The 22,042-nt window shown below is 46.7% G+C and carries 13 protein-coding genes; 5 read left to right on the top strand and 8 right to left on the bottom strand.

Features of this window, described 5'->3' with window-relative positions; all coding sequences use genetic code 11:
• Positions 1–32 precede the first annotated feature (32 nt).
• The 4 genes from QEP08_RS11870 to QEP08_RS11855 form a co-directional block, all read right to left on the bottom strand.
• Positions 33–3,161 (bottom strand): T9SS type B sorting domain-containing protein, encoded by a 3,129-nt coding sequence (locus QEP08_RS11870; RefSeq protein WP_285058263.1) that lies wholly within the window; start codon positions 3,159–3,161, stop codon positions 33–35.
• A 270-nt stretch (positions 3,162–3,431) separates the two neighbouring features.
• Entirely contained in the window at positions 3,432–5,117 is a 1,686-nt protein-coding gene (locus tag QEP08_RS11865) for a sodium:solute symporter family transporter (RefSeq protein ID WP_285058262.1), read from the bottom strand.
• A gap of 112 nt (positions 5,118–5,229) precedes the next feature.
• The gene (locus QEP08_RS11860; RefSeq protein WP_285058261.1) at positions 5,230–7,200 is read right to left on the bottom strand and encodes a c-type cytochrome; all 1,971 of its coding nucleotides are present in this window, start codon (positions 7,198–7,200) and stop codon (positions 5,230–5,232) included.
• A 13-nt stretch (positions 7,201–7,213) separates the two neighbouring features.
• Positions 7,214–8,650, bottom strand: coding sequence for a 3-keto-disaccharide hydrolase (locus QEP08_RS11855; RefSeq protein ID WP_285058260.1), 1,437 nt, complete (start codon positions 8,648–8,650; stop codon positions 7,214–7,216).
• Positions 8,651–9,014: 364 nt separating this feature from the next.
• Between QEP08_RS11855 and QEP08_RS11850 the strand changes: the two genes are divergently transcribed.
• A complete protein-coding gene (locus QEP08_RS11850) occupies positions 9,015–11,735 on the top strand; it encodes a PQQ-dependent sugar dehydrogenase (protein WP_285058259.1) in 2,721 nt (906 codons plus the stop codon).
• A gap of 147 nt (positions 11,736–11,882) precedes the next feature.
• On the opposite strand, the gene QEP08_RS11845 is transcribed toward QEP08_RS11850, so the two are convergent.
• Positions 11,883–12,632 (bottom strand): hypothetical protein, encoded by a 750-nt coding sequence (locus QEP08_RS11845; protein ID WP_285058258.1) that lies wholly within the window; start codon positions 12,630–12,632, stop codon positions 11,883–11,885.
• 166 nt (positions 12,633–12,798) lie between these two features.
• On the opposite strand from QEP08_RS11845, the gene QEP08_RS11840 reads away from it, so the two are divergent.
• Positions 12,799–15,090 carry a bifunctional alpha,alpha-trehalose-phosphate synthase (UDP-forming)/trehalose-phosphatase gene (locus tag QEP08_RS11840; protein WP_285058257.1) on the top strand — a complete coding sequence of 764 codons (2,292 nt, stop codon included), beginning with the start codon at positions 12,799–12,801 and terminating at the stop codon, positions 15,088–15,090.
• A gap of 10 nt (positions 15,091–15,100) precedes the next feature.
• Here QEP08_RS11840 and QEP08_RS11835 read toward each other — a convergent pair whose 3' ends face one another.
• From QEP08_RS11835 to QEP08_RS11825, 3 genes are all read right to left on the bottom strand, one after another.
• Positions 15,101–16,885 carry a glycoside hydrolase family 15 protein gene (locus QEP08_RS11835; protein WP_285058256.1) on the bottom strand — a complete coding sequence of 595 codons (1,785 nt, stop codon included), beginning with the start codon at positions 16,883–16,885 and terminating at the stop codon, positions 15,101–15,103.
• Between the two features lie 65 nt (positions 16,886–16,950).
• Positions 16,951–18,864, bottom strand: coding sequence for a gamma-glutamyltransferase family protein (locus QEP08_RS11830; protein ID WP_285058255.1), 1,914 nt, complete (start codon positions 18,862–18,864; stop codon positions 16,951–16,953).
• A 28-nt stretch (positions 18,865–18,892) separates the two neighbouring features.
• Positions 18,893–19,087 carry a helix-turn-helix domain-containing protein gene (locus QEP08_RS11825; protein WP_285058254.1) on the bottom strand — a complete coding sequence of 65 codons (195 nt, stop codon included), beginning with the start codon at positions 19,085–19,087 and terminating at the stop codon, positions 18,893–18,895.
• A gap of 299 nt (positions 19,088–19,386) precedes the next feature.
• Here QEP08_RS11825 and QEP08_RS11820 point away from each other — a divergent pair, with 299 nt between their 5' ends.
• The 3 genes from QEP08_RS11820 to QEP08_RS11810 all read left to right on the top strand — a co-directional run bounded on the left by QEP08_RS11820 (position 19,387) and on the right by QEP08_RS11810 (position 21,991).
• Positions 19,387–19,809, top strand: coding sequence for a secondary thiamine-phosphate synthase enzyme YjbQ (locus QEP08_RS11820; RefSeq protein WP_285058253.1), 423 nt, complete (start codon positions 19,387–19,389; stop codon positions 19,807–19,809).
• Between the two features lie 86 nt (positions 19,810–19,895).
• Positions 19,896–20,957, top strand: a complete 1,062-nt coding sequence (locus QEP08_RS11815; protein ID WP_285058252.1) for a sugar phosphate isomerase/epimerase family protein — start codon at positions 19,896–19,898, stop codon at positions 20,955–20,957.
• A gap of 29 nt (positions 20,958–20,986) precedes the next feature.
• Positions 20,987–21,991, top strand: coding sequence for a hypothetical protein (locus QEP08_RS11810; protein ID WP_285058251.1), 1,005 nt, complete (start codon positions 20,987–20,989; stop codon positions 21,989–21,991).
• The last annotated feature ends 51 nt before the right edge of the window (positions 21,992–22,042 follow it).

The following is a 22,042-nucleotide window of genomic DNA, read 5'->3' as shown; positions in this document are numbered from 1 at the left end:
TTCATAAAGGCTGTGTCATTTGGGCACAGTCTTTACCTTATAAGCGTTATGGATCCTGAAGTTACCTTCCTGCCATTTCGTGGATCTATTAAATAATAATAGGTCCCCGCAGGCGCATCTGTTCCGCCATATCTGCCATCCCACCCCTTCCCCTGAGATCTACCTGAATATACTTTTTCTCCATATCTGTTTAAAATAATGACAGTGGCATTTGGATAAGTGTTCAGATATTTAATATTCCATTCGTCGTTGATTCCGTCGCCGTTAGGACTAAATGCATTTGGTACACTCAGTTTTTTAAGCACCTTAACGAAGACCTGCGTTGTGACGACGCATCCCTCGCCCGATTTAACCGTCAGGGTGTACATCATATCACCGGCCGGAGACGCTACCGGATTTAATATATCGTCCTGGCTTAATCCCGCTGCCGGCGTCCATTTATAAGACAAAGCTGTTCCTGTAGCCGTAGCACTAAGCATAGCCTCGCCTCCTTCCAAAATGACCAGATCAGCTCCTGCATCTGCATCCGGAGTTGCGAACACAGTAACATTTACCGTTTTCGCATCAAAGCAACCGTTGTTAGCCAGGAAAGTATAAGTAATCTGGTGCCGACCGGCACCAGCAAGCGCAGGACTAAAAATATCGTTCAGGTCCACACCTGGCCCTGAATAACTGCCTTTCCCACTTTCAGTTTGAACACCCCATTTCTCTCTTGCCTGCGTTAACTGAAAGGGTAGCGCTTCTTCACAGACATCAGGAATAGGATCAAAAATAACCTGCACATACACACTTAATTTTACAGGATCGCTTATAGAATTCATCGGGCAGCCCAGATGGAAGATCTTACGGCGGTAGTAAACAGTAGCGACGATCGTTTCAGGATCAAAATCAGATTCAGTTGCGCCCACAATGTCCAGAAAGTTTGTGCCATCTTCAGAAAGCTGCCATTGATAAGAAAAGCTCTCCGGCATGTCCTCCAGTGGCACCGAGCCAATGATCTTTTCCGGGTTGCCATTGACGCAATAGACCTCATTGGCAGGGGTTTGTATGGTATTTCCCGACAGCACAAAAGCAGTAACCATAACATCCTCTTCAGCCGCGGTCAACCCGTCATAATTTGAACCCGATACTATTCCTCCGGAACCTGTTTCATAATTTGTTTTGGCATCTGCCGACGCATTGATCTTTGGAGTAATTCTCCGATAGATCCCGTTCAGTGTCCTGGAGGGATCAAGATACAATGCCTGTGCACTGGCGTTATAATGACCCGCAGACGTGCCGCATTCTACCCTTGCAATCAGATCAATAGTCACAGCATCACCGGGGGAAATGTTGAAATCTCCCAGTAACGGGCGATTCGGAGTCCCTTTGTCATCTGGATTGTTGGCAAGGTTAGGTGGTGTTTCGGGACCGCCCGAATCACCGCCGAGAATTGCAGTTGCTGAATCAAAAACAAACCCAAAAGGCAGCTGTACCTGCACTTCGACACCACCTGCATTTCCGCCTCCAGATGCATTCCTGACTACAATTCTGTACTTCACCAAAGATCCGGGGTACAATATCGCATTGCCGTTGAGCTGTGTCATTGTTGTACTGAGCTCAGGATAACAACCAGAGCCGCTGCCCTGCAGATAGATGGGCAAGTCGGCAATGGCAAAGAATCTCTGATAGCCATCAGTACCCGGCGCGGCATTGTTATTTAACCCATCTGCAGTAAGACCGGATGAACCTGCGCCGATATCTGTGCTCACCGTAGATGCGGGCATCCTACAAAAGATCTGTCCGCCCCCGCCGCCACCGCCAGGGCCATGATGGTCATTCTGGTCCCTTGCTGTATTTCCTCCGTTACCGCCCTTGGCTTCAAGCCTCAAATTTGCGGTGAGGTCCGGTGCGATTACCTTAATATAAATCGTTCCCCCTGCACCTCCTCCTCCAGCCCCATCAGGGTTCACACCGGAAATGCCGATCGCCCCATTACCGCCATTCGATTTTATCACACCAGAGCCTTTGATACTTCCGGCATTGATTAAGACAATTCCACCGCCGACACCGCCTTTAACACCATCAAGCGCATTGTTGGCATCTCCACCACCACCACCGCCACCCATGACCAATCTGCTGATGTCCGGAGAACCACCGCTATAGCTGACAAATCCCGGGCGCCCGCCATTGGGAAAGGTGTCGTCATTTCTTCCAAAAATAACACCGTCACCACCTACACCACCATAACCACCGTTTCCGCCTCCGCCACCACCGGCGTTGTGATCATTTCCTCCGCCTCCGGCGTTTCCGGGTGCACCTTTACCATATGAACCTCCTGGCAGGCCTTCTGTACCGTTGTCTACCCGGTTGAAGCCATCCCACATAAAACGGGGTGTCCCCGCAATTCCTTCACCCTTTCCAACAGAACGTGAATCCGAAGAAGGAATTACATATATACCATTGACATTACCTTCAGAATTCCCTACAGGCCCGTAGCCACCTCTGAAGCCTCTCGCCGAGGCATCCACGATAAATCCATTGAAATCCATTGTACCCGACACGTCAAAAGCTATGATCCCGCCAGCCTTTCCGTTAAAAGGAGGCGTTTTAATGTCTTTTGAAAGTACAAGATTAGAATATTGAGGCACGCGGATTATCTGGAATGTCCTCGCCCCACGGCTTGCTGTTGCCGCCGCATTTACATACGAATTAACCGTTCCGCCATCAGGTGCGAAACCTTTGAAGGTCAGTGAGCCTCCGCTAAGTGGCACATCACTTGTAGCAATTGCATATTCAAATTTCCCTGTATTGCCGGGCGATATGAAACCCGTACCACCTAAACCATCAGGTCCAGAGCCTGAGGCCGCAGAGCCATATAAATTGTTATCGGTATAATTTATCGTAGCATCCTGCATCTGTATGATCAGCAGCAGATCTCCTTTGCTAATTGGTTTTAAGCCAAAATTGTTGCCATAAGGATCATCAGGTGGCACTGCGGCCAGAAACACTGTGCGCCCGCCCGCCGACAAGCTATAATCACCTGATACAGGAAAATAAGTATTGATGGAGACTGCAATATTTGCCGGCCCGTCCAGTCCAGGCGTTCCGCAGAGCTGCGCATAGGCAGAACTACAAACAGACAGGTACAGGAAGAGTACAATTTTACTCCATAATTTCATTTTATCATTTAGTTACAAGATCCCACTCTAAACTAGACAGTAGTTTTGATTAATTCAAATCCTGCAACACACTAAATGGAAAATAAATTTGCTTCATAAATTTGCTTCACATACTCAGACTTGCCCAAAACAAAAAAAGCAGGTCAGAATAAATTCTGACCTGCTTTTCTTAATACCCCTGAATTTTGATTACTCCGATGGGCATTGCTTTCATGCGCCCTTCAGCGCCTTGAAAGCCGAGCCCTAGAGGAGCTAATCAAAATTAACCTGTTACCAAAACGCTGTATACAATGCAACCAGCATCGCGATAATAATCAAAGAACCAACAAGGAAGGAGTTCGAAACCTTAAACATAGAAGCATCAACTTCCAGGCCATTGGTCACCACGCCTTTTTTATTCTCATAAATACTGATGAAATACATACCGATCACACAGATCGCAAAAACAACCAGCATCCGGTCCAGAAACGGAATTTCAAACACCCCATGTGAATTTGCCACAGACCAGCCATATTCGTGTAGTGGCGCCAGGTCAATCCATCCCGGAAGGAATTTAAGCAATACAGAAGCGATGAAGCCACCAATCGTCGCAAACAATGCCGCGTTTGAAGTCGTCTTTTTCCAGAAAAAACCTAAAATGAACATCGCAAAGATACCCGGAGACACAAAGCCTGTATATTCCTGAATGTACTGGAATCCCTGTTTACCCTCTCCCATCAGAGCATCACCCACAATAAGGGAAAGTACAACAGCCAGCAGCATGGAAACCACAACTGTGACCTTACCCACGTTGACCAAATTTGTTTCACTGGCGTCTGTTTTGAATGCTTTCTTGTAAATATCCAATGTAAAGATGGTTGCAATACTGTTTGCCTTACCGGCCAGAGAAGCCACAATAGCAGCTGTAAGCGCGGCAAATGAAAGCCCCTTAAGACCAACCGGCAACAAACTCAGTAACGCCGGATATGCTTTATTGGGATCCTGAACACCAGATGAAGTCAGCAGGCTGTCCGCACTGATATCAGGTATCTTATTTTTAATGATATAATAAACAGCAATACCGGGAATAACGACAATCACAGGCATCAGCATTTTTAAAAAGGCCGCGAATAAAAGTCCTGCTCTGGCCACCGGTAATGATGCGCCCAGGGCCCTTTGTGTGATGTACTGGTTACAGCCCCAATAGCTCAGGTTGGCAATCCACATACCGCCGATCAGCACACTTAAGCCAGGCAGATCACCATAATTTGGATCATCTTTTTTGAAGATCAGGTGGAAATGCTCGGAAGCCCCATCGGTAAGAACCGAGAAACCTTTGACAATACCTTGCTGACCAGAAATGATATTCAAAGCAATATAACTAGCAACCAGACCTCCAAGTACCAAAAAGAATACCTGGATCACGTCGGTATAACCAATTACCTTCATACCCCCCAGTGTAATCAGAATCGCAAAAATCGCAAGCGCAAGGATACAGAAAGTGAGGTCCAGACCGGAAATACCACTGATCGCCAGTGCACCCAGATAAAGGATGGACATCAGATTAACTACGATATAAAGCATCAGCCAGAATACCGCCATGATCATGGCTACGGTTGAATTGTAACGCTGGTTCAGAAACTGCGGCATGGTGAAGATCTTGTTCTTCAGGTAAACCGGCATAAAGAATACAGCTACAATGATCAGTGTGGCGGCTGCCATCCATTCATAGGCTGAAATGGCTAATCCAAGCTTAAAACCGGAGCCGCTCATCCCGATCATCTGCTCAGCAGAGATATTAGACGCAATAAGCGAAGCACCGATTGCCCACCAGGTGAGTGAGCCTTCTGCCAGGAAATAGTCTTTTGAATCGCTTGCCGCGGATTTTTTCTTGTAATAAATCCAGAAGCCATAGGCCGATACAATTATAAAGTATATGAAAAATACAATGTAATCGCTACTGTGGAGTGTGCTCATTAGTGAAAATTAGGTTTTATTTGATTGAGGGACTGAAAGTAAAAAAATTATTTGGGATAATCATCAATAATGATGAGTACCCCAAATAATTTCAGTTATAGAACAAGTCTATTTACTTGGCCAGGGAATTGATCCAGGCCGCTATTTTTAAACCATCAGCTTTAGTAACCTGTGGCATCGGAGGCATCTCTGTTGAGTAACCCGGCCAGTTTTGAGGCTGTGGATTGTGAATCAGGGAAACAATTTTTTCCGGAGAATATTTGCGTTTTGCAATGTCCCGGAAAGCAGGTCCTATTTGTTTTTTATCAGCATTGTGACAAGCGATACAAGTATAGTTGGTCAGCAAGCCTTTTACCTGTGCATAAGTAGGCGCCGCAGTCGAAATAGGTTTAGTTGCTGCAGTAGCAGTGCTTTCAGCTCCATTTGGATCATCGGCGTTAGGCTTATCACCTGTCGCTTTGGTTTTAGCAGGTGCAGCTGTTGTTTTGGCAGATCTTCCTGAATTTTTGGTACTCACTTCGCTCATAGACAATTTAGCTCCAGTAGGAATGCTGTTCAGCGTATAATAACCAATCGGGTGCAGCAATGCGGATGAAGAACCCTGCTCACGTACACCATCAACTTTGATGGTATGGATATAGTACTGGCGAAGGTTATCAACAATCAATCTTGCCCTCAGACCGTCAGCAGAAACTTTTACCCCTTTAACTTTAAGTTTCTCCAGATTCACCGGAGGCGATCCGTAAACCGGGTGGTATTTATAGATATAGCTTTCTACATCATAAGAACTCAGGTCTTCTGCAGACTTCTTGTCAACAGGTGTAGTAAATTCAATCTCAAAACCATCAGGCATTGCCCGTATGGCCCTCATTTCGAAAGGAGTTTTGGTATAGGTCAAACGCTCAAGGCCTTCATTGGCATCACCAGCTGAACCCCATCCACGGTTAGTTTCACCTACGAACAATGAATTGTCAGTACCCCAGCCCAAACGCAGTACTCCTGAACGGAAACCACTTCTGAACAAGAAGGATGCACCCTGCTCAACGCCGTTTACAGTTTCCATAAACACCCTCGAGATGATACTCATACCCTGGTCACCGATCAGGATCTGTCCGGCAAACGGACCAAAAGCACCCTCAGGGATTTTAACAGGCTCTGAAGTAGAGATACCCAAAATACCATATGGCAACCATACTGAAGGCAAACGCAGCATAGGGAAGTCCTTTTTCATCTGGAACAAAGTTTTGAATTCTTCATCTACCCTGTTTTCAGGTTTGATCGCCCTTCCGTTCGCATCCACATTTCTTCTTTCATCAATTTTGGACCTGAAAAACTCTTCGGTCAGTTTTACAGGAGAGTCAGCTCTTCCAGTCCATCTCAGACCTGCCGGATGACCAATAAAATCTCCTTTTTCAACTCTCCATATCGCTCCTGATCCAACCCAGTCGCCCTGGTTATCGGTATAATACAATTGACCGTCGATCATACCGGGACCTGCAGGTGAACGCATACCGGTAGCCCATGGTTTCATCACACCATCTTCGGTGATGTTCATGGTCCATCCGCGCATAGGCACACGGCTTTCGCCACGGTACCACATTTCATCCCCAAAAGCAACGTTGCCGGTTACGAAGAACGACCCATCAGGTGCGATCTTAGGACCAAAGCTGTACTCATGGTAGTGACCACTCAGCGGCCATGCATAAACAGTTTCATAAACATCAGCTTTACCATCCTGGTTTTTATCGATCAGTTTGGTCAGCTCACCTCTTTGTGCGCAATATAAAGCACCATCCTTGTAAGCAAGGCCGAGTATTTCGTGTAATCCGGAAGCAAACTTGCGGAAATATGGTCTGTTGCTTGTAGGGTTTTCCACAATGAACACCTCACCTCTTCTGGTAGAAACACCCAGATTACCGTTCGGCAGCGTTACAAGCCCACCTACTTCCAGGATAGTTCCTTCCGGTGTCTTAACCTTGTTAATTTTATAAAAATCTTCCTCTTTAGGTGTTTCCTGCGCAAACCCCGTAGAAAAACTAAAGCTCAAAGCCAGCATTGCCAGCGTTTTAAAAGTATATTTCATGATCTAACCCTTCTTAAAATAAAATAGAATAATTTAACTTGCCGCGAACAAGAACAACAAGTTCTTTCTTCCCGTTGGCATCCCTAATCACAGGTTTGTCCTTCGCATCGTCAAATTTTACATAATAAGACTGACCGTCAAGCAGGTAAAGTCCTTTTGACACCTCCTGCACATCGGAGGCAGTACCTACCAGCGCATAAATGTTATCAGTTGGTTTTTCCAGCGTGATCGCCCTGGTCAGGCCCTGACCATTGTCCATAGACATAATGGCATCTGTCACTTTAGTTCCGAAGATATTATAAGTGAAAACCGGACGGTCCTGATCATCCAGTACATATCCCTTTGGTTTAAATCCTGTACCGGTTGTATCGGCAAGCCATGCAGCCTGAGCATCTGTCAGTTTAGCTAAAGCAGGAACAGGTTTTTTAGTAAATGAAGTCAGCACACCACGAGGTCTCGAAGAACCGTTACCCCTGCCGTCCCACATTGGAGTAGCATCGACAAATTCACCGTGCCATGCCTGAAACAATGATCCATTGTCAAGGTCATAGCTGAAATGCACCTGTTGCGGGCTACCTACTGAAATGGCGTGCACAACCACAGGCCCACCCGGAATGTATACGAAACTGCGGATATTGGGAGTAGTAGCAACATCAATAAAGATCGGGTCTGTATTGTCCCCTCTTTGTCTGCCTGCGATCGCAGCAGCAGAAGGCAATTTAGAAATTTTAATGTTTTTGAATGCAACTGCACCATGATCTCCCTGCAGACGTAAAGCACCTAACGCTTTTTCCTGACCGTTAGCACCCCTGGTTACCCCAAACAATTCTACATTGTCATGGATCACCACACCGTTCAGTTCAATACCCAGAATCCTTGCGTTATCAGTTTTTTTGCCCGAAGCATCAAACTTCGGCGCCTGGAATGCAATTTTGATGTGTTGCCAGGTGCCAGGTGCTTTAGAAGCATTTTGACGCGGCGCAGAACCCTGATAGCCTTTTTCTGCTTCAGGTTTTGAATCATCCCATCTCTGGTAGATCCCGCCATTATTAGAAGACTGCGGATTTTTCATTCCCCATGAATCTTCCAGCTGGATTTCATAGACCCCTTGCAGATAAATTCCGGAATTAGCTCCCTTTGCCATCAAATAATCCAGCTCGAGCATAATGTCTCCATGCTCTGCAAGCGTCAGCAGGTCAGAACCATGGTTCTTTTTAGTTGGCAGATTCACCAGCACTCCGCTGCCCTTCGAAATGTTTAATGCGTTCTGCTCATTCAAGTTTGCCGTTACACCCCCGGCAATTGTCCATGACTTGCCCGCGTCTTTAAACGACGACAGGTCATTCAGGGCAATCTCTGACTTGTCAGTTAGCTGCTGACCAGCCACAAGTGTAGTTCCCAACAGCCAGACAAAGGCAGTTGTTCCAAACCTTAAGTAATTAAGTTTCATGTTGTGGTTTTTTGGTTATAAAAATTTAAAAGTAACAAAATCATTCCTTATTAAAAGGATCGCAAAATAATGATTTTGTTACAATAAACAATAACAACTGTAAATGAATAAAATAGCCCTTATTTAATTTGCTAAAACTATTTTGTAACACATTCTCAAAACACATGCAAGACCAGATATCATGGCTTTCACCGCCAGCTGTGTCATGCCTGCCGGGAGAGACAAAATCATAAGAAGCCAATGTGCTCAAAACTTTACTAAAAAGTATTTAAAATATTACTAGGAAATCGATTGCAAAGCTGTATTTTTGAAACAGGGCATACCCATTTAACCATATCACAGCACGCAAAACCAAAACTCATAAATGAAGACTTCTTTAATACTATTCCTTTCGGGAATTGCACTTACAGCAGCGATTCCTTTTTCACAACAAAAAAGATCGACCCTACTAAAAACACCAGGCGATACTGTAAATAACCAGCGTAGTACACTTAGAATTGATACACCTGACCAGGACAGATTTGTTAAAGTGAACCTTGTCCATGGCGAGTTCACCGAACCTACAGAACTTGCTGTACTGCCCAACTACGACATCCTGGTGTCGCAGCGCCGTGGCGAATTTCTTTTATACAAGAACAGCACGAAGAAAGTTGTTGATGCAGGCAAACTCAACGTCTATTCAAAAACAAATACAGAAGGAGTAAATGCCGAAGAAGGGCTTCTCGGTCTTGCACTGGACCCTAACTTTGCAAAAAACCAGTATGTCTACGCTTTTTACAGTCCTATAGAAAAATCTGTGAATCGTTTATCACGTTTTAAACTGGTCAATGACAAGATCACCACAGCTACCGAAAAAGTAATCCTTGAATTTTATTCTCAAAGAGAGATCTGCTGTCACACCGGTGGTTCAATCGCTTTCGGCCCGGGCGGTTTACTTTATGTTTCCGCAGGTGACAACTCCACTCCTTTTGATGTCCCTAAAGAACAATACGTAAACAAAGGCTTTGCTCCATTAGACAACCGTGACGGCCTTCATCAATACGATGCAAGAAGATCTGCGGGCAATACCAATGACCTGCGCGGAAAAATATTAAGGATTAAAGTCAACGAAGACGGAACCTACAGCATTCCCGAGGGCAACCTCTTCCCTAAAGGAACACCTAAAACCAAGCCCGAGATCTATGTCATGGGAAACAGAAACCCGTACAGGATCTCTGTCGATCAGAAAACGGGCTTCCTGTATTGGGGTGAAGTTGGCCCGGATGCCAGCAACGACGACCCTGCAAGGGGGCCACGTGGCTATGACGAAGTAAACCAAGCTCAGAAAGCCGGTTATTTCGGCTGGCCGCTCTTCGTAGGAAACAACTATGCTTATCACGCTTATGATTATAAAACCGGTACAAGCGGAGAAGCATTTAATCCTGCAGCTCCGATCAATAATTCTCCCAACAATACAGGTTTAACTACGCTACCTCCTGCTCAGCCCGCATTCATATGGTATCCTTATGGTGCCTCTGCTGAATTTCCCGAGGTAGGAACAGGTGGCCGTACCGCTATGGCAGGCCCCGTATATTATACCAAACCCGGAGCATCACCGTACCCCGCCTATTATAACGGAAAACTACTCATTTATGAATGGATCCGCGGATGGGTGAAAGCCGTGACCATGGGCCCGAACGGAGAATACAAAAGTATGGAGCCATTCATGGGCAATATCTCTCTTGCCGCACCCATCGATATGGAACAAGGTCCTGATGGTAAACTGTACATCCTCGAATACGGCAAAGGCTGGTTCTCTAAAAACCCTGATGCCGGAATCGTAAGAATAGATTATCTGGAAGGCAACCGTCCTCCAATCGTTCAAAACCTGAATATTGAAAATACCAGCGGACTTTTGCCGTATAAAATGACAGCTAAAGTAGAAGCCTCCGATCCTGACGGCGACGCTTTAACCTACGTATGGAGTCTGGGCAGCGGTCTTAAGAAAACGACCACCAAACCTGAATTGCAGCACACATTTGCCAAAGCAGGCAATTACGCCATCAGCGTTCAGGTTATCGACAAGAATAAGGCCTCGTCAAAAAGCCAGACTGTTTCGGTATCTGCCGGTAATGCCCAGCCAAAAGTTGACATACTGATCAGCGGCAACAAATCTTTCTATTTCCCGGGCAAGCCTGTCAATTACCAGGTTCAGGTTGCCGACAAGGGCGCCGTTGTCAACAAAAACAGGATTTATGTCTCCAGCAGTTATATTGAAGGAACAGACCTTGCGGGCGCAAAACTGGGTCACCAGGAAGCTGCACAAACACTTGCCGGCAAAGCCATCATGTTGAAAAGCGATTGTATCGCCTGTCACAAGATTGATGAGAAATCAATAGGCCCAATGTTCAAACTGGTGTCTGCCAAATACCAGAATAAGCCCAATGCGTCAGAATATCTTGCCGGTAAGGTCATCAAAGGAAGTACCGGCGTTTGGGGAGAGGTCGCCATGCCATCACATCCAACTATGAAGGAATCTGACGTTAGACAGATTACCGACTGGATCATGAGCCTGAGTGCAAAAGCCTCAACGGCACCATCGTTGCCAACAGCGGGCAAAATCGTTCCCCCTGCGGAGATCAGCAAAGGCCAGTCTGTGCTCTCCCTGAAAGCAACCTACTCTGATCAGGGAACTGCCAGTCTGAAATCATTGACCGCAAACGACGCAGTTACATTAAGGAACAGTGAGATCAACGCAAAAGACATTAAGGACATCTCGGAATTTGCCCGTAAAGATTCCAAAGGCGACATCTCCCTGATCTTCCCTCAAAAAGCAGGCTGGATCAAGCTGAGTCAGATAGACCTTACCGATATCACTGCATTGCAGTTAGGACTGAACAATTCAAACGCACGCTACACCATAGAGATCAGACTGGACAGCGAAGATGGTAAAGTCCTGGCCTCTACAACAACCAGTAATCTGAACGTTCCGATCGCAGCAGTAACTGACGGTAAGTTTCATGATGTTTACATCCTTGCGAAAAACACAACAGAGAATGTAAAAGACAGACCATCATTGAAGGCGATTACAGTACGCACCAAGTAAGCTTAGTTAAACAAAGAAGAAATTTAGTTAAAAATAAAACTTAGCTAATAAAAAAACGTCATTGCGAGGCACGAAGCAATCTCATTATGAAAGGAGATTGCTTCGTGCCTCGCAATGACGTATTATAGCAGTCCTGACAAGGATTTCCTATTTCTTCGCGACCTTTCCTCCCAAATTCACCACCGCCCCGATCGTAAAGATCGAACTACCGGCATTCATATATTTCCTGCTGTTGAGCCCAAAATTACCACTGGTCGTATACTGCAACTGAAACTGATCACTCAGTTTCATCCGCGTAAAAAATATCGGCTCCAAAAATACATTGCCCTCACGCATCTGGCCTATTCCATTGATCATAAAAGTCTTCATTTCCACCGAGCTGATCCGCAATGCCGTACCATAATTGATCGGAAAGTCCTTTCCAAACAACTTCAGATTGCTAGATTTTTTAGAACTATAATTGACCTGTAAAAAGGTCTTATTAAAGGTAGCCTCTTCCAGATCAGTTCCTGTCAGCACACCATTGTCATCATACCGCCTGTAAGTACGGTCCGTACTGCCGCCCCCATAACCAACATATACCTCAAGGATGCGGTTATCATCAGGACCAAAAGTATTGAAATAGCCCGCCCCCGCTTCAATAAGCTTGTTCTTATAGTCCTTCCGCTCCCATTCCCTGTTCATCCTGGAACCACTGAATAACACGCCAAAATGATCAGAAACCGCATATGCACCATTCAGACTAACATTTCCACGCAACGAAATGTGTCCGCCACCACTAAACTCGCCCTGTTGGCTCAGCATCGGAGTGTTAGGTACATTAGGCATATACATAGAAGAACAAGAACTCAGTAAAAAAACAGAAAGAACAAGTATTGAAAATCGGTTTTTGATCATAATCGGATGTTTGATAAAACTTATCTGCAGCCAGATAAATTGCTGAATGAGGCCAAACAAATTTGACGCCAAGTTCAGCTCATCAGCATTTTTCCCGGCAAACACATGACGAAAATATCATTTTTAAAAACATTTGGTCCACTTTTAGGGTTGTTAATAGAATAATATGTCAGCTAGAAACAAAACGATAATTATCTCAAATCGCCTCCCTGTAAAGATTACAGAACAGAACGGAGAGTACATTTTAAGACCAAGTGAAGGCGGGCTCGCCACAGGATTAGGCTCGGTGTATAAAGATGGTAACAACATCTGGATAGGCTGGCCCGGTATAGAAGTCCCCCCGGAACGGCAAAAAGAAGTAACCAGGAAACTAGCGGGTCTCAACCTCATCCCGGTATTTTTAACCAACGAAGAGATCAACCTTTACTATGAAGGATTCTCCAATGAAGTGCTCTGGCCCGTATTTCATTACCTGGTCACTTATGCCAATTTTGACCAAACCTACTGGGACTTCTATCAGCTGGTCAATGACAAATTCAGCGAGGTAGTTATCCAGCACATCAAAGACGGAGATACCATATGGGTGCAGGACTACCAGCTGCTGCTGCTGCCATGCAGGATCCGCACAGAAAGACCAGGAGTTACCATTGGCTTCTTTCAGCACATCCCCTTTCCCTCCTATGAAATCTTCAGGCTCATACCCTGGCGGGAAGAACTGATTAAAGGCATGCTGGGCGCAGACCTGCTGGGCTTCCATACATTCGATGACGTCAGGCACTTTCTAAGCGCCGTATCACGCCTGTCCAGCAGCAAGATGGACGACAATGTCATCATTTATAAAAACCGGCACATCGTTGTTGAAGCCTTCCCTATGGGCATTGACTACGATAAATTTGAAGGACTAACCCAACACGCCAAGGTTGCCCGTTACGCTACAGCATTTAAGGAAAGTCAGAAAGACCTCAAGATCATACTGACCATCGACCGGCTGGATTACAGCAAGGGCATTATACAGCGGCTTCAGGCGCTCGAACTCCTGCTCCAGCTGCACCCCAAATACATCGAACAAGCCGTACTCTACATGATTGTGGTACCTTCAAGAGATACCGTGCCACAATACAGGGAACTGCGCGACCGCATAGACCAGCTGGTAGGCAATATCAATTCCAGGTTCCGTACTATGAACTGGGTACCTGTACATTATTTTTACAAATCCTTTTCTGTCGAATTCCTTTCCGCACTTTACAGCAGCTCAGACATTTGCCTGGTCACCCCCATGCGTGATGGAATGAACCTGGTCAGCAAAGAATATGTAGCATCACGTACCAACAACGATGGTGTACTGATACTCAGTGAAATGGCGGGCGCATCAAAAGAGCTTAATGACGCCCTGATCGTTAACCCCAACAACATTGGGGAAATCATGCGCGCAATAGTCCAGGCCATTGACATGCCGCTGGAAGAACAAACCGCACGCATGAGCAGCATGCGGCATATCGTCAAAAAATTCAACATCAACCTCTGGGTTAAAAACTTTATGGACAAACTTTTGGAAGTAAAACAACTGCAACAATCCATGCTGACCAAATATGTTGCCCAGTCCATCAAAGATCAGATCTCAAAAGCCTATGTAGCAACCAATGACAGATATATATTCTTAGACTACGACGGCACACTGGTTGGCTTTCAGGGTGATATAGACAAAGCATCACCAGATCAGGAACTTTACGACATCATTGCCAGACTTTCCGATGATCCGGCCAACCGCGTCATCATCATCAGCGGGCGCCGCTATGAGACATTAGAGAAATGGTTCGGACACCTGAATCTGGACATGATCGCCGAGCATGGCGCCTGGCAGAAACAGCTCAATGAAGAGTGGAAATCGCTGCCCCTGCTGACCGACAAATGGAAACAGGACGTAAAAACCGTACTCGACACTTATACCGACAGGACACCCGGATCCTTTGTGGAAGAAAAGAGCTATTCCCTGGTCTGGCATTACCGCAAGGTGGAGAAAGGACTCGGAGAACTCAGGGCCAGCGAAATTGTGAACCACCTGAGAATGGTCATAGCCGACAAAGGGCTGCAGATGATGGACGGCAATAAAGTCATAGAGTTCAAAAACATAGAAGTCAACAAAGGCAAAGCGGCACTCAACTGGCTGCACAACAACAACCCGGACTTTATCCTTGCCCTTGGCGATGACCATACCGATGAAGATATCTTTAAAGCATTGCCGGAAGACGCCTATACCATCAAAGTCGGCAGTAACATATCATCAGCACGCTATTACTTAAGAGATTACAAAGAAGTAAGGGAATTGCTGAAAACACTGACCACCTACCAGGAAAAGACACAAGCCAATCAGGAAAGAATACAAAACCGTTCAGCTGCAAGGCGGGCAGAAAAACCATCGCTGCTGCGACGGATCTACCGCGCCCTTACTGCCAGGTAGCGGAAATCCGCTATAAAAATACCGGTCTGTCCAGCTTGATCGCAATGCGGTGTGCCGCATTCATCAAACCCACATGACTGTATGCCTGCGGAAAATTGCCCCACTGGCTTCCATCCTTCTCATCCACATCCTCGCTAAACAGCAATAAATGGTTGGCGTACTGAATGATGGATTCAAACTCACGGATCGCATCATCCAACCTGCCCACACAAGCCAAAGCCTCGATATACCAGAAAGCACAGATCAAAAAAGTAGTTTTTGGTCTGCCAAAATCATCTGTATGCAGATACCGGTAAAACAAACCATTCTCCGCTTTCAGCTCCTTCTCCAAAGCCAGTAAATGATCCCTGGCCCTTTCAGAAGCCGGATCAAGGTAGTTCATCAGGATCAGCTGCAGCGTGCTGGCATCAAGATGCTGACTGCCGACCGCATGGGTATAGACTTTTCGTACCGGATCATAACAATCCTCAATGTGTTTCGCCGCCTTATTGATCAGGATAACCGCACGCTCCTCGTACACAGCATTGCCAATAGTTTTGGCCATTTTCAATGCCGCATTTGCCCCGGCCCACTGAAACAAATTGGTATAGCAATGCGTATGTGCGATGTTCCTGAACTCCCAAAGTCCCGCATCCCGCTCATCAATAGTGCGCTCGATCTTGCCCAGCAGATAATCCAGCCAGCGTGCCGAATCCTGTCTTTCTCTGAAAATAAAGCGGTGGTCAGTATACAAAGGCAGCATAGAAACCAGTACCTGACCATAGATATCATTCTGAATGTGTTCATAAGCCTGGTTACCGATCCTGACCGGCTTATTGCCCTGGTAACCACCAATGTGCTTCAGGATCCGCTCGGTGAGCACCTTTTCTCCCGCTATGCCAAATAAGGGCTGATAACGCTCATCGTCCCTGAAAGAAATGTCAGTAATGTAACCAAAGTACTTTTCCATTTCCTCGAAATGACCGATGTGGTTCAGCGCGGTGATCACATAATACGTATCCCGCATCCAGCAGTAGCGGTAGTCCCAGTTGCGCTTACTTCCCGGTGATTCCGGTAAACTCGTCGTACTTGCCGCAATAATAGCCCCGGTATCCTCAAACTGATGGATCTTGAGTACCAGCGCAGAGCGGATCACCAGATGCTGATAAAACCCCGCAATCTTAGAATGTTTGATCCATCGCCGCCAGTACCTGATCGTCTCGGTAAGAAAGCGTTCCGCAGTACTGATTATGGGAGCATTCAATTCATGACCATAGGTCAGGATCAGGTACTTAGGCTCGTTCAGCGCAAAATACTTCTCATCCTCTATATAGCTCAGCGAAATGTTGGTACTCAGCTGCATGTTTTCGATGCAGCCCGTAAATAAAATATGGTTACTTCCCCGGTGCCCCTTTTGCTTCACAGCACCGTAATTACAAACCGGACTGCACTTTACCCGCACCCTCGGGTTACCCTCCAGGGGCTCAATTTTCCGGATCAGCATTAGCGGCTTAAAATACCTTTCATGATGATAAAACCGTGGTGCAAAATCTGTAATCCGATACTTCCCCTCCGGATTAGACACTTCAGTGACCATTACATTCGTATTTTCCAGGTAAAACTGACGTGATGTAAACTCGCCATGCGGGCGAATGGAAAACTCCCCCCCTTTTTCACCATCCAGTAAACCGCCAAAAACAAAACTGCTGTCAAATCTTGGCCAGCAAAGCCAATCGATATTCGTATTCTTATTTACATGCGCGATGTACGCACAATTTCCTATAATACCCGTTTGGTAGGTATGCCGTTCTGTCATAAATTATTGAATTGATACCAATTTATAACAAAGCGAACCCTATTTTGTTCTGATCATAACTAAGGTCACCAGCCTAGGCCGTAGTCTTCGCCATGGTTACTCGATCCACCCCAGAGGCTGCCATGTTTCCAGTCAAAATAAATGGCATTGATGGGCCCGCTGGTCCTGTCATCAAAACTAAGTGTATAACCCATCTTCTTTAAGTCGCCGCGTACCATTTCAGGAGTACTGTCGTGCAATAAGATCTGCCCGGGCTTAGGCTCACGGTCAGTCAGTTTTGTACCGCCGAGTGACAACCATAGCTGATTGGTATTGATATTGGCCGCTTCTGACGCCTGCTGAACATTCATCCCGAATTCCGCCACATTGAGAAAAAACTGCAATAAATTCTGGTCCTGCGTATCACCGCCCTGCACCGCCGAAGCCAGAAAAGGTCTGCCATCCTTCAGCGCCAAAGAAGGCGACAAAGTCACCCTCGGGCGTTTGCCAGGCGCGACCACATTAAAAGGATTCAATGCCGAATCCAGCACGAAACTCTGCATCCGCTGGCTCATTCCAACTCCCGTATTGCCCGCAATACAAGCAGGCAGCCAGCCACCGCTCGGCGTGATGGAAACCACCCAGCCCTCCTTATCCGCCGCCTCTACCGAAGTAGTACCGCGCCACAACCTGTCCTGGTACAACTCAGGCGCACTATTGTTGCCCATATCATGCTTAGGCGCAAAATTTCTTTTAGTGGTGTCCAGTTCATAGCCCCTTTTCTTCAATAAACCCAGATACGGATTCTTTTTTCCCTCAAAAGGATACGGATCACCAGGCCCAATCGAGACATCATTTTTATCGTACCGGATCAGTCCCGCCCTTTGCTTTGCATACTCCTTGCTCAACAGACCCTTTATAGGTTCAGCCGGTGGCAAATAAGAATCTCCATAATAAAAATCACGGTCAGCGAAAGCCAGGTTCATGGCCTGGTACAGCGTATGAATGTACTTTGTACTGTTATAACCCATAGCCTTCAGGTCAAAATTTTCCAGTATATTCAGTGCCTGCAACATCACAGGACCCTGTGTCCACTGTTGCAGTTTATAGACCTCAATGCCCTTATAATTCACCATCAGCGGCTCTTCCTCCACAGGTTTCCATTTGGCCAGGTCCCCCATCGTGATCAGTCCGCCCTGCTCCTGACATCCCCTGACAAACTCACGGGCAATGTCCCCTTTATAAAACCGGTCATAAGCCGCCATCATCGCATCCTTACGGCCCTTTCCCCGTTTCAGCGCATTGCGTTCCGCCTCTACAAGTTTACCCAAGGTTTCCAGCAGATCTTTCTGCACAAATATCTCCCCGGCTTCCGGTGCCTCACGTTGTGAAACAGCTGCATTTTGACCTCCCGCAACAACCGCCGGCGAATGCGGCAGAAAAACTTTCCTGCTGTACGGCCACGCTTTGATCATCGGTTTATAGCGCTCCATGATATTGGCCGCCTGGGCCTCAATCGGATATCCGGCAGCCATTTGCATCGCCGGTTCCAAAACCTGCTCCAGGCTCATTGTTCCATAATTGGCCAGCATATAGATCAGCCCACCAGGCGTACCAGGAGTAGTTGCCGCCAGCGGGCCATACTCAGGCGGAAAATTAAGCCCTTTATTCTTGAAGAATTCAGGTGTCGCACCAGTCGGCGCAAAACCCATCGCATTGATCGCAATTACTTTTTTAGTCTTCGGATTGTAGATGAGCACCTGTGTTTCACCACCCCAGCTCAGTGTGTCCCACATCGTACAGGCAGCGGCCAGCATTGCACAGGCCGCATCAACGGCATTTCCCTTTTTCTGGAAGATCATCGCACCAGCAGTAGCGGCCAGAGGCTTGCCCGTAATGGCCATCCAGCTGCTGCCGTGCAGTACAGGCTTTTGTGTCTGCTGAGCCAATAACGGCAATACAAAACAAACAGAAAGAATCAAGGCTAAAAGTCGCTTCATAAAATGAATTTAGAAGCAACTAATTTAGCTAAATAAGATCCAGTTTCAAACTGATCTCCATGAGCGTGGGCAGGTTGAAACTATAAGTTCCGCTGAGCCACTGTTTGATCACAGAAATGTCGCGTCCCATAATGAGCGAAAATTCATACTTGCTCATATTGCGTTCTCTCAGCACTTTTTTTATGGCCTCGGCCATATTGATTGATTTTCTTAATTCCGTCATGACGACCAGTATTAAATGTGACCAGTGGCATCAACTGCCCCGGATTAAATGGATTGATTGCATAGCATATTGCACCTATTGTACCAAAGCGTAAAATTTATCCCATAATGCCCTTTAGGCTGTTTCCAGTGGCCCAGTGCATTTTACACGCAAAAAAACTGGGGAAATAATTACCGTACACTGAGGATTTTGATGGCCTGTATGTAGAAAAAAACTCGCTTTTTTCCTACCTTGTCATACCGGTTTTCAAAGACCTGCACCATTAGAAATCAAGCACCATTAGAAATCAATACATGACCATGAAGATATATCAGCGCGCATTGACCCTGCCGGAACGGAAGCGGGGATTTCACCTGATCACAGATGAAATCAGGCGCGCACTGCCCGAAATCGGGGAACTCCAGAGCGGCATTTGCCAGATATTCATACAGCACACCTCAGCCTCACTGACCATCAACGAAAACGCAGACCCCACAGTAAGAGTAGACTTCGAAACTTATTTCAATAAAACCGTCAGGGAAAACGACCCCGATTATGAGCACGACTATGAAGGGTCTGATGACATGCCCGCCCACCTTAAAGCATCGATATTGGGCAGTTCCGTGATGATCCCCATCAGTAACGGAAGGCTGGCCCTCGGCATGTGGCAGGGCATTTACCTCTGTGAGCACCGCAACCGCGGCGGAGAAAGAGACCTGATCATCACAGCCTGGGGCAATTGAGCCTAAGAATCAGTTAAACCCAAAGGTCAATTAGGTTCAGGGGTCAGTAAGCGGATAGACAGAACAACAAAAACCAGAAATAAATAATGAGCGCAAACATCTCACGTAAACAATTCATCAGGAACACCGCAATCGCGGCGGCCGCCCTCCCTTTGGGCCTATCCACATTAAACGCCGCCCCGGCAACTTCACTAAGTACAGCCGCGGCAACTTCATTAAACGATGCTCCACCAGCCCAGAATACCGGGCTTCCTGAAGCTGAACCATCACAAAAACCTGATCCTGCAGCAGCACCTGCCGACGATAAACTCAGCATCAGCATATTCTCCAAACACCTCCACTGGCTCAATTACAAAGACATGGCGGCCCTTGCCGCGCAGCTCGGCTATGACGGCGTAGACCTCACCGTACGCGACAAAGGTCATGTCCTTCCTGAAAACGTCGCAAAAGACCTGCCCAAAGCAGTAGAAGCCATCAGAAATGCCGGACTCGAAGTCTACACCATCACCACCGACATCAGGACCGCAGACGAGCCACATACACAAGCTATTTTAAAAACAGCCGCCTCAGTCGGCATCAAAAACTACCGCATGGGCTGGTATGGTTACACCGGAAAAGGCATACAAGCAGATCTGGAAACCTTCAAAAAAGACCTGAAAGGATTGGCAACGCTCAATGAAAAATACCAGATCCATGGCGATTATGAAAACCATACCGAAAGATTTGGCGGCCCCATCTGGGACCTGTGGCTATCCCTGAAAGACCTCGACCCCAAATGGACCGGCATCCAGTTCGACATCCGGCATGCCACAGTAGACGGCGCAGAAGCCTGGCCGCGCAACCTCGAACTGATCCATAACCACCTCGGTTCCATTACCATCAAAGATTTTCACTGGGAAAAGAAAGACGGCAAGTGGACGACTCAAAATGTAGCCCTTGGTCAGGGAATGATCGACTTCAAAAAATACTTCAGACTACTCAAACAATACGGCTTCAAAAAGCCCATTTCACAGCATTTCGAGTATCCGATCGGCGGAGCTGAATCCGGAGGCCGCAAACTCAGCATCCCAAAAGACGAAGTGATCAGCCACATGCAAAAAGACCTGCAGACCTTAAAAGGATGGCTCAAAGAAGCAGAGCTGGGATAAAAATACTTCATCCAGCATACCACAACCCAATGGGAATAAAAAAACAACTGAAGCCCCGCTTTCTGCAACATACCTTTCTGACCGGAGCCATCTGTATACACACACTACTGGCAATCAGCAGCGCCGCACGGGCACAATCGAAACCCGCAGAAATCCAAATCATCAGCGATACCCGCTTTCAGTACGGCATTGGCCTGATCGGCGAAAGCTCAGCCCATCCGGAGATTATAGACACCCTTCGGCCCTTTGGCAAACAAGGCAGCCCCACCAATAAGCAAATAAGGCCCCCCATCTGGAAAATGCCACAATGGGCCAGCCGCTACAACTTAAAAAACACGCCCTCCGTCCAGCACGGTGATACCATTATCTATCAAAACCAGGGCAAAAAAGTCAGCTTTCTGACACAGGGAAAAGAAACCACCATTAGCCTGGAAGTCTTCGGGTCAAAAGAATACCTTAAACCCAGAATTGCCAATGAAGCCTGGCCCCACCTGCTGCTCGAACAACGCACCAACCAAATGCCAATTGCCAAAATGAAGGAACTGGACTTCAGGATTAGCGCAAGGCTCCTGTATTCCATCAACAAAACCGGCACCGCTTACGACCCCGGCCTGCACGCCGCACAAGTCACCTTCTACCTGCTGATCCAAAACGTCAACAAAGCATCAGCGGGCTATAGCGACTACTTCTGGTTTGGCCTGCCCCTTTACGACTCCAGGCACCCCATACTGGAAGAATACGCCGCACAAGACCTGGGAAAAGAAGACGCCACAAAGAAATTTATCCTCAACGTGGCCTCCAAAGAAATCTACTCAGGAACATTACACGATAAAAAATGGATAAACATTCATAAAGACCTTTATCCATTGATTAAAAAAGCTTTTCAAAAAGCCAAAGACAACGGTTACCTGAAAACCACCACATTTGAAGACATCGCCATCGAAAGCACCAATCTCGGATGGGAAATTCCCGGCACATTCGACAGCGGCATCCAGTTTAAAAACCTGAAGTTAAGTACTGAAATGCAGGAATAAACACAATCATCTTTAAATCATACCAGTATTTCACCTGTATGATCAGATAAC

Origin of the sequence: Pedobacter ginsengisoli, assembly GCF_030244015.1 — a bacterium.
Lineage (GTDB): Bacteria > Bacteroidota > Bacteroidia > Sphingobacteriales > Sphingobacteriaceae > Pedobacter > Pedobacter ginsengisoli.
Note: the sequence above shows the minus strand (reverse complement) of the source record. Positions and strands in the feature narration are given on the sequence as shown.

Coding starts and splice junctions, on each gene's coding strand:
- QEP08_RS11855 (WP_285058260.1), bottom strand. CDS start 8,650: ATGAAACTTAATTACTTAAGGTTTGGAACAACTGCCTTTGTCTGGCTG.
- QEP08_RS11820 (WP_285058253.1), top strand. CDS start 19,387: ATGAAGATATATCAGCGCGCATTGACCCTGCCGGAACGGAAGCGGGGA.
- QEP08_RS11865 (WP_285058262.1), bottom strand. CDS start 5,117: ATGAGCACACTCCACAGTAGCGATTACATTGTATTTTTCATATACTTT.
- QEP08_RS11810 (WP_285058251.1), top strand. CDS start 20,987: ATGGGAATAAAAAAACAACTGAAGCCCCGCTTTCTGCAACATACCTTT.
- QEP08_RS11850 (WP_285058259.1), top strand. CDS start 9,015: ATGAAGACTTCTTTAATACTATTCCTTTCGGGAATTGCACTTACAGCA.
- QEP08_RS11870 (WP_285058263.1), bottom strand. CDS start 3,161: ATGAAATTATGGAGTAAAATTGTACTCTTCCTGTACCTGTCTGTTTGT.
- QEP08_RS11830 (WP_285058255.1), bottom strand. CDS start 18,864: ATGAAGCGACTTTTAGCCTTGATTCTTTCTGTTTGTTTTGTATTGCCG.
- QEP08_RS11840 (WP_285058257.1), top strand. CDS start 12,799: ATGTCAGCTAGAAACAAAACGATAATTATCTCAAATCGCCTCCCTGTA.
- QEP08_RS11815 (WP_285058252.1), top strand. CDS start 19,896: ATGAGCGCAAACATCTCACGTAAACAATTCATCAGGAACACCGCAATC.
- QEP08_RS11845 (WP_285058258.1), bottom strand. CDS start 12,632: ATGATCAAAAACCGATTTTCAATACTTGTTCTTTCTGTTTTTTTACTG.
- QEP08_RS11835 (WP_285058256.1), bottom strand. CDS start 16,885: ATGACAGAACGGCATACCTACCAAACGGGTATTATAGGAAATTGTGCG.
- QEP08_RS11825 (WP_285058254.1), bottom strand. CDS start 19,087: ATGACGGAATTAAGAAAATCAATCAATATGGCCGAGGCCATAAAAAAA.
- QEP08_RS11860 (WP_285058261.1), bottom strand. CDS start 7,200: ATGAAATATACTTTTAAAACGCTGGCAATGCTGGCTTTGAGCTTTAGT.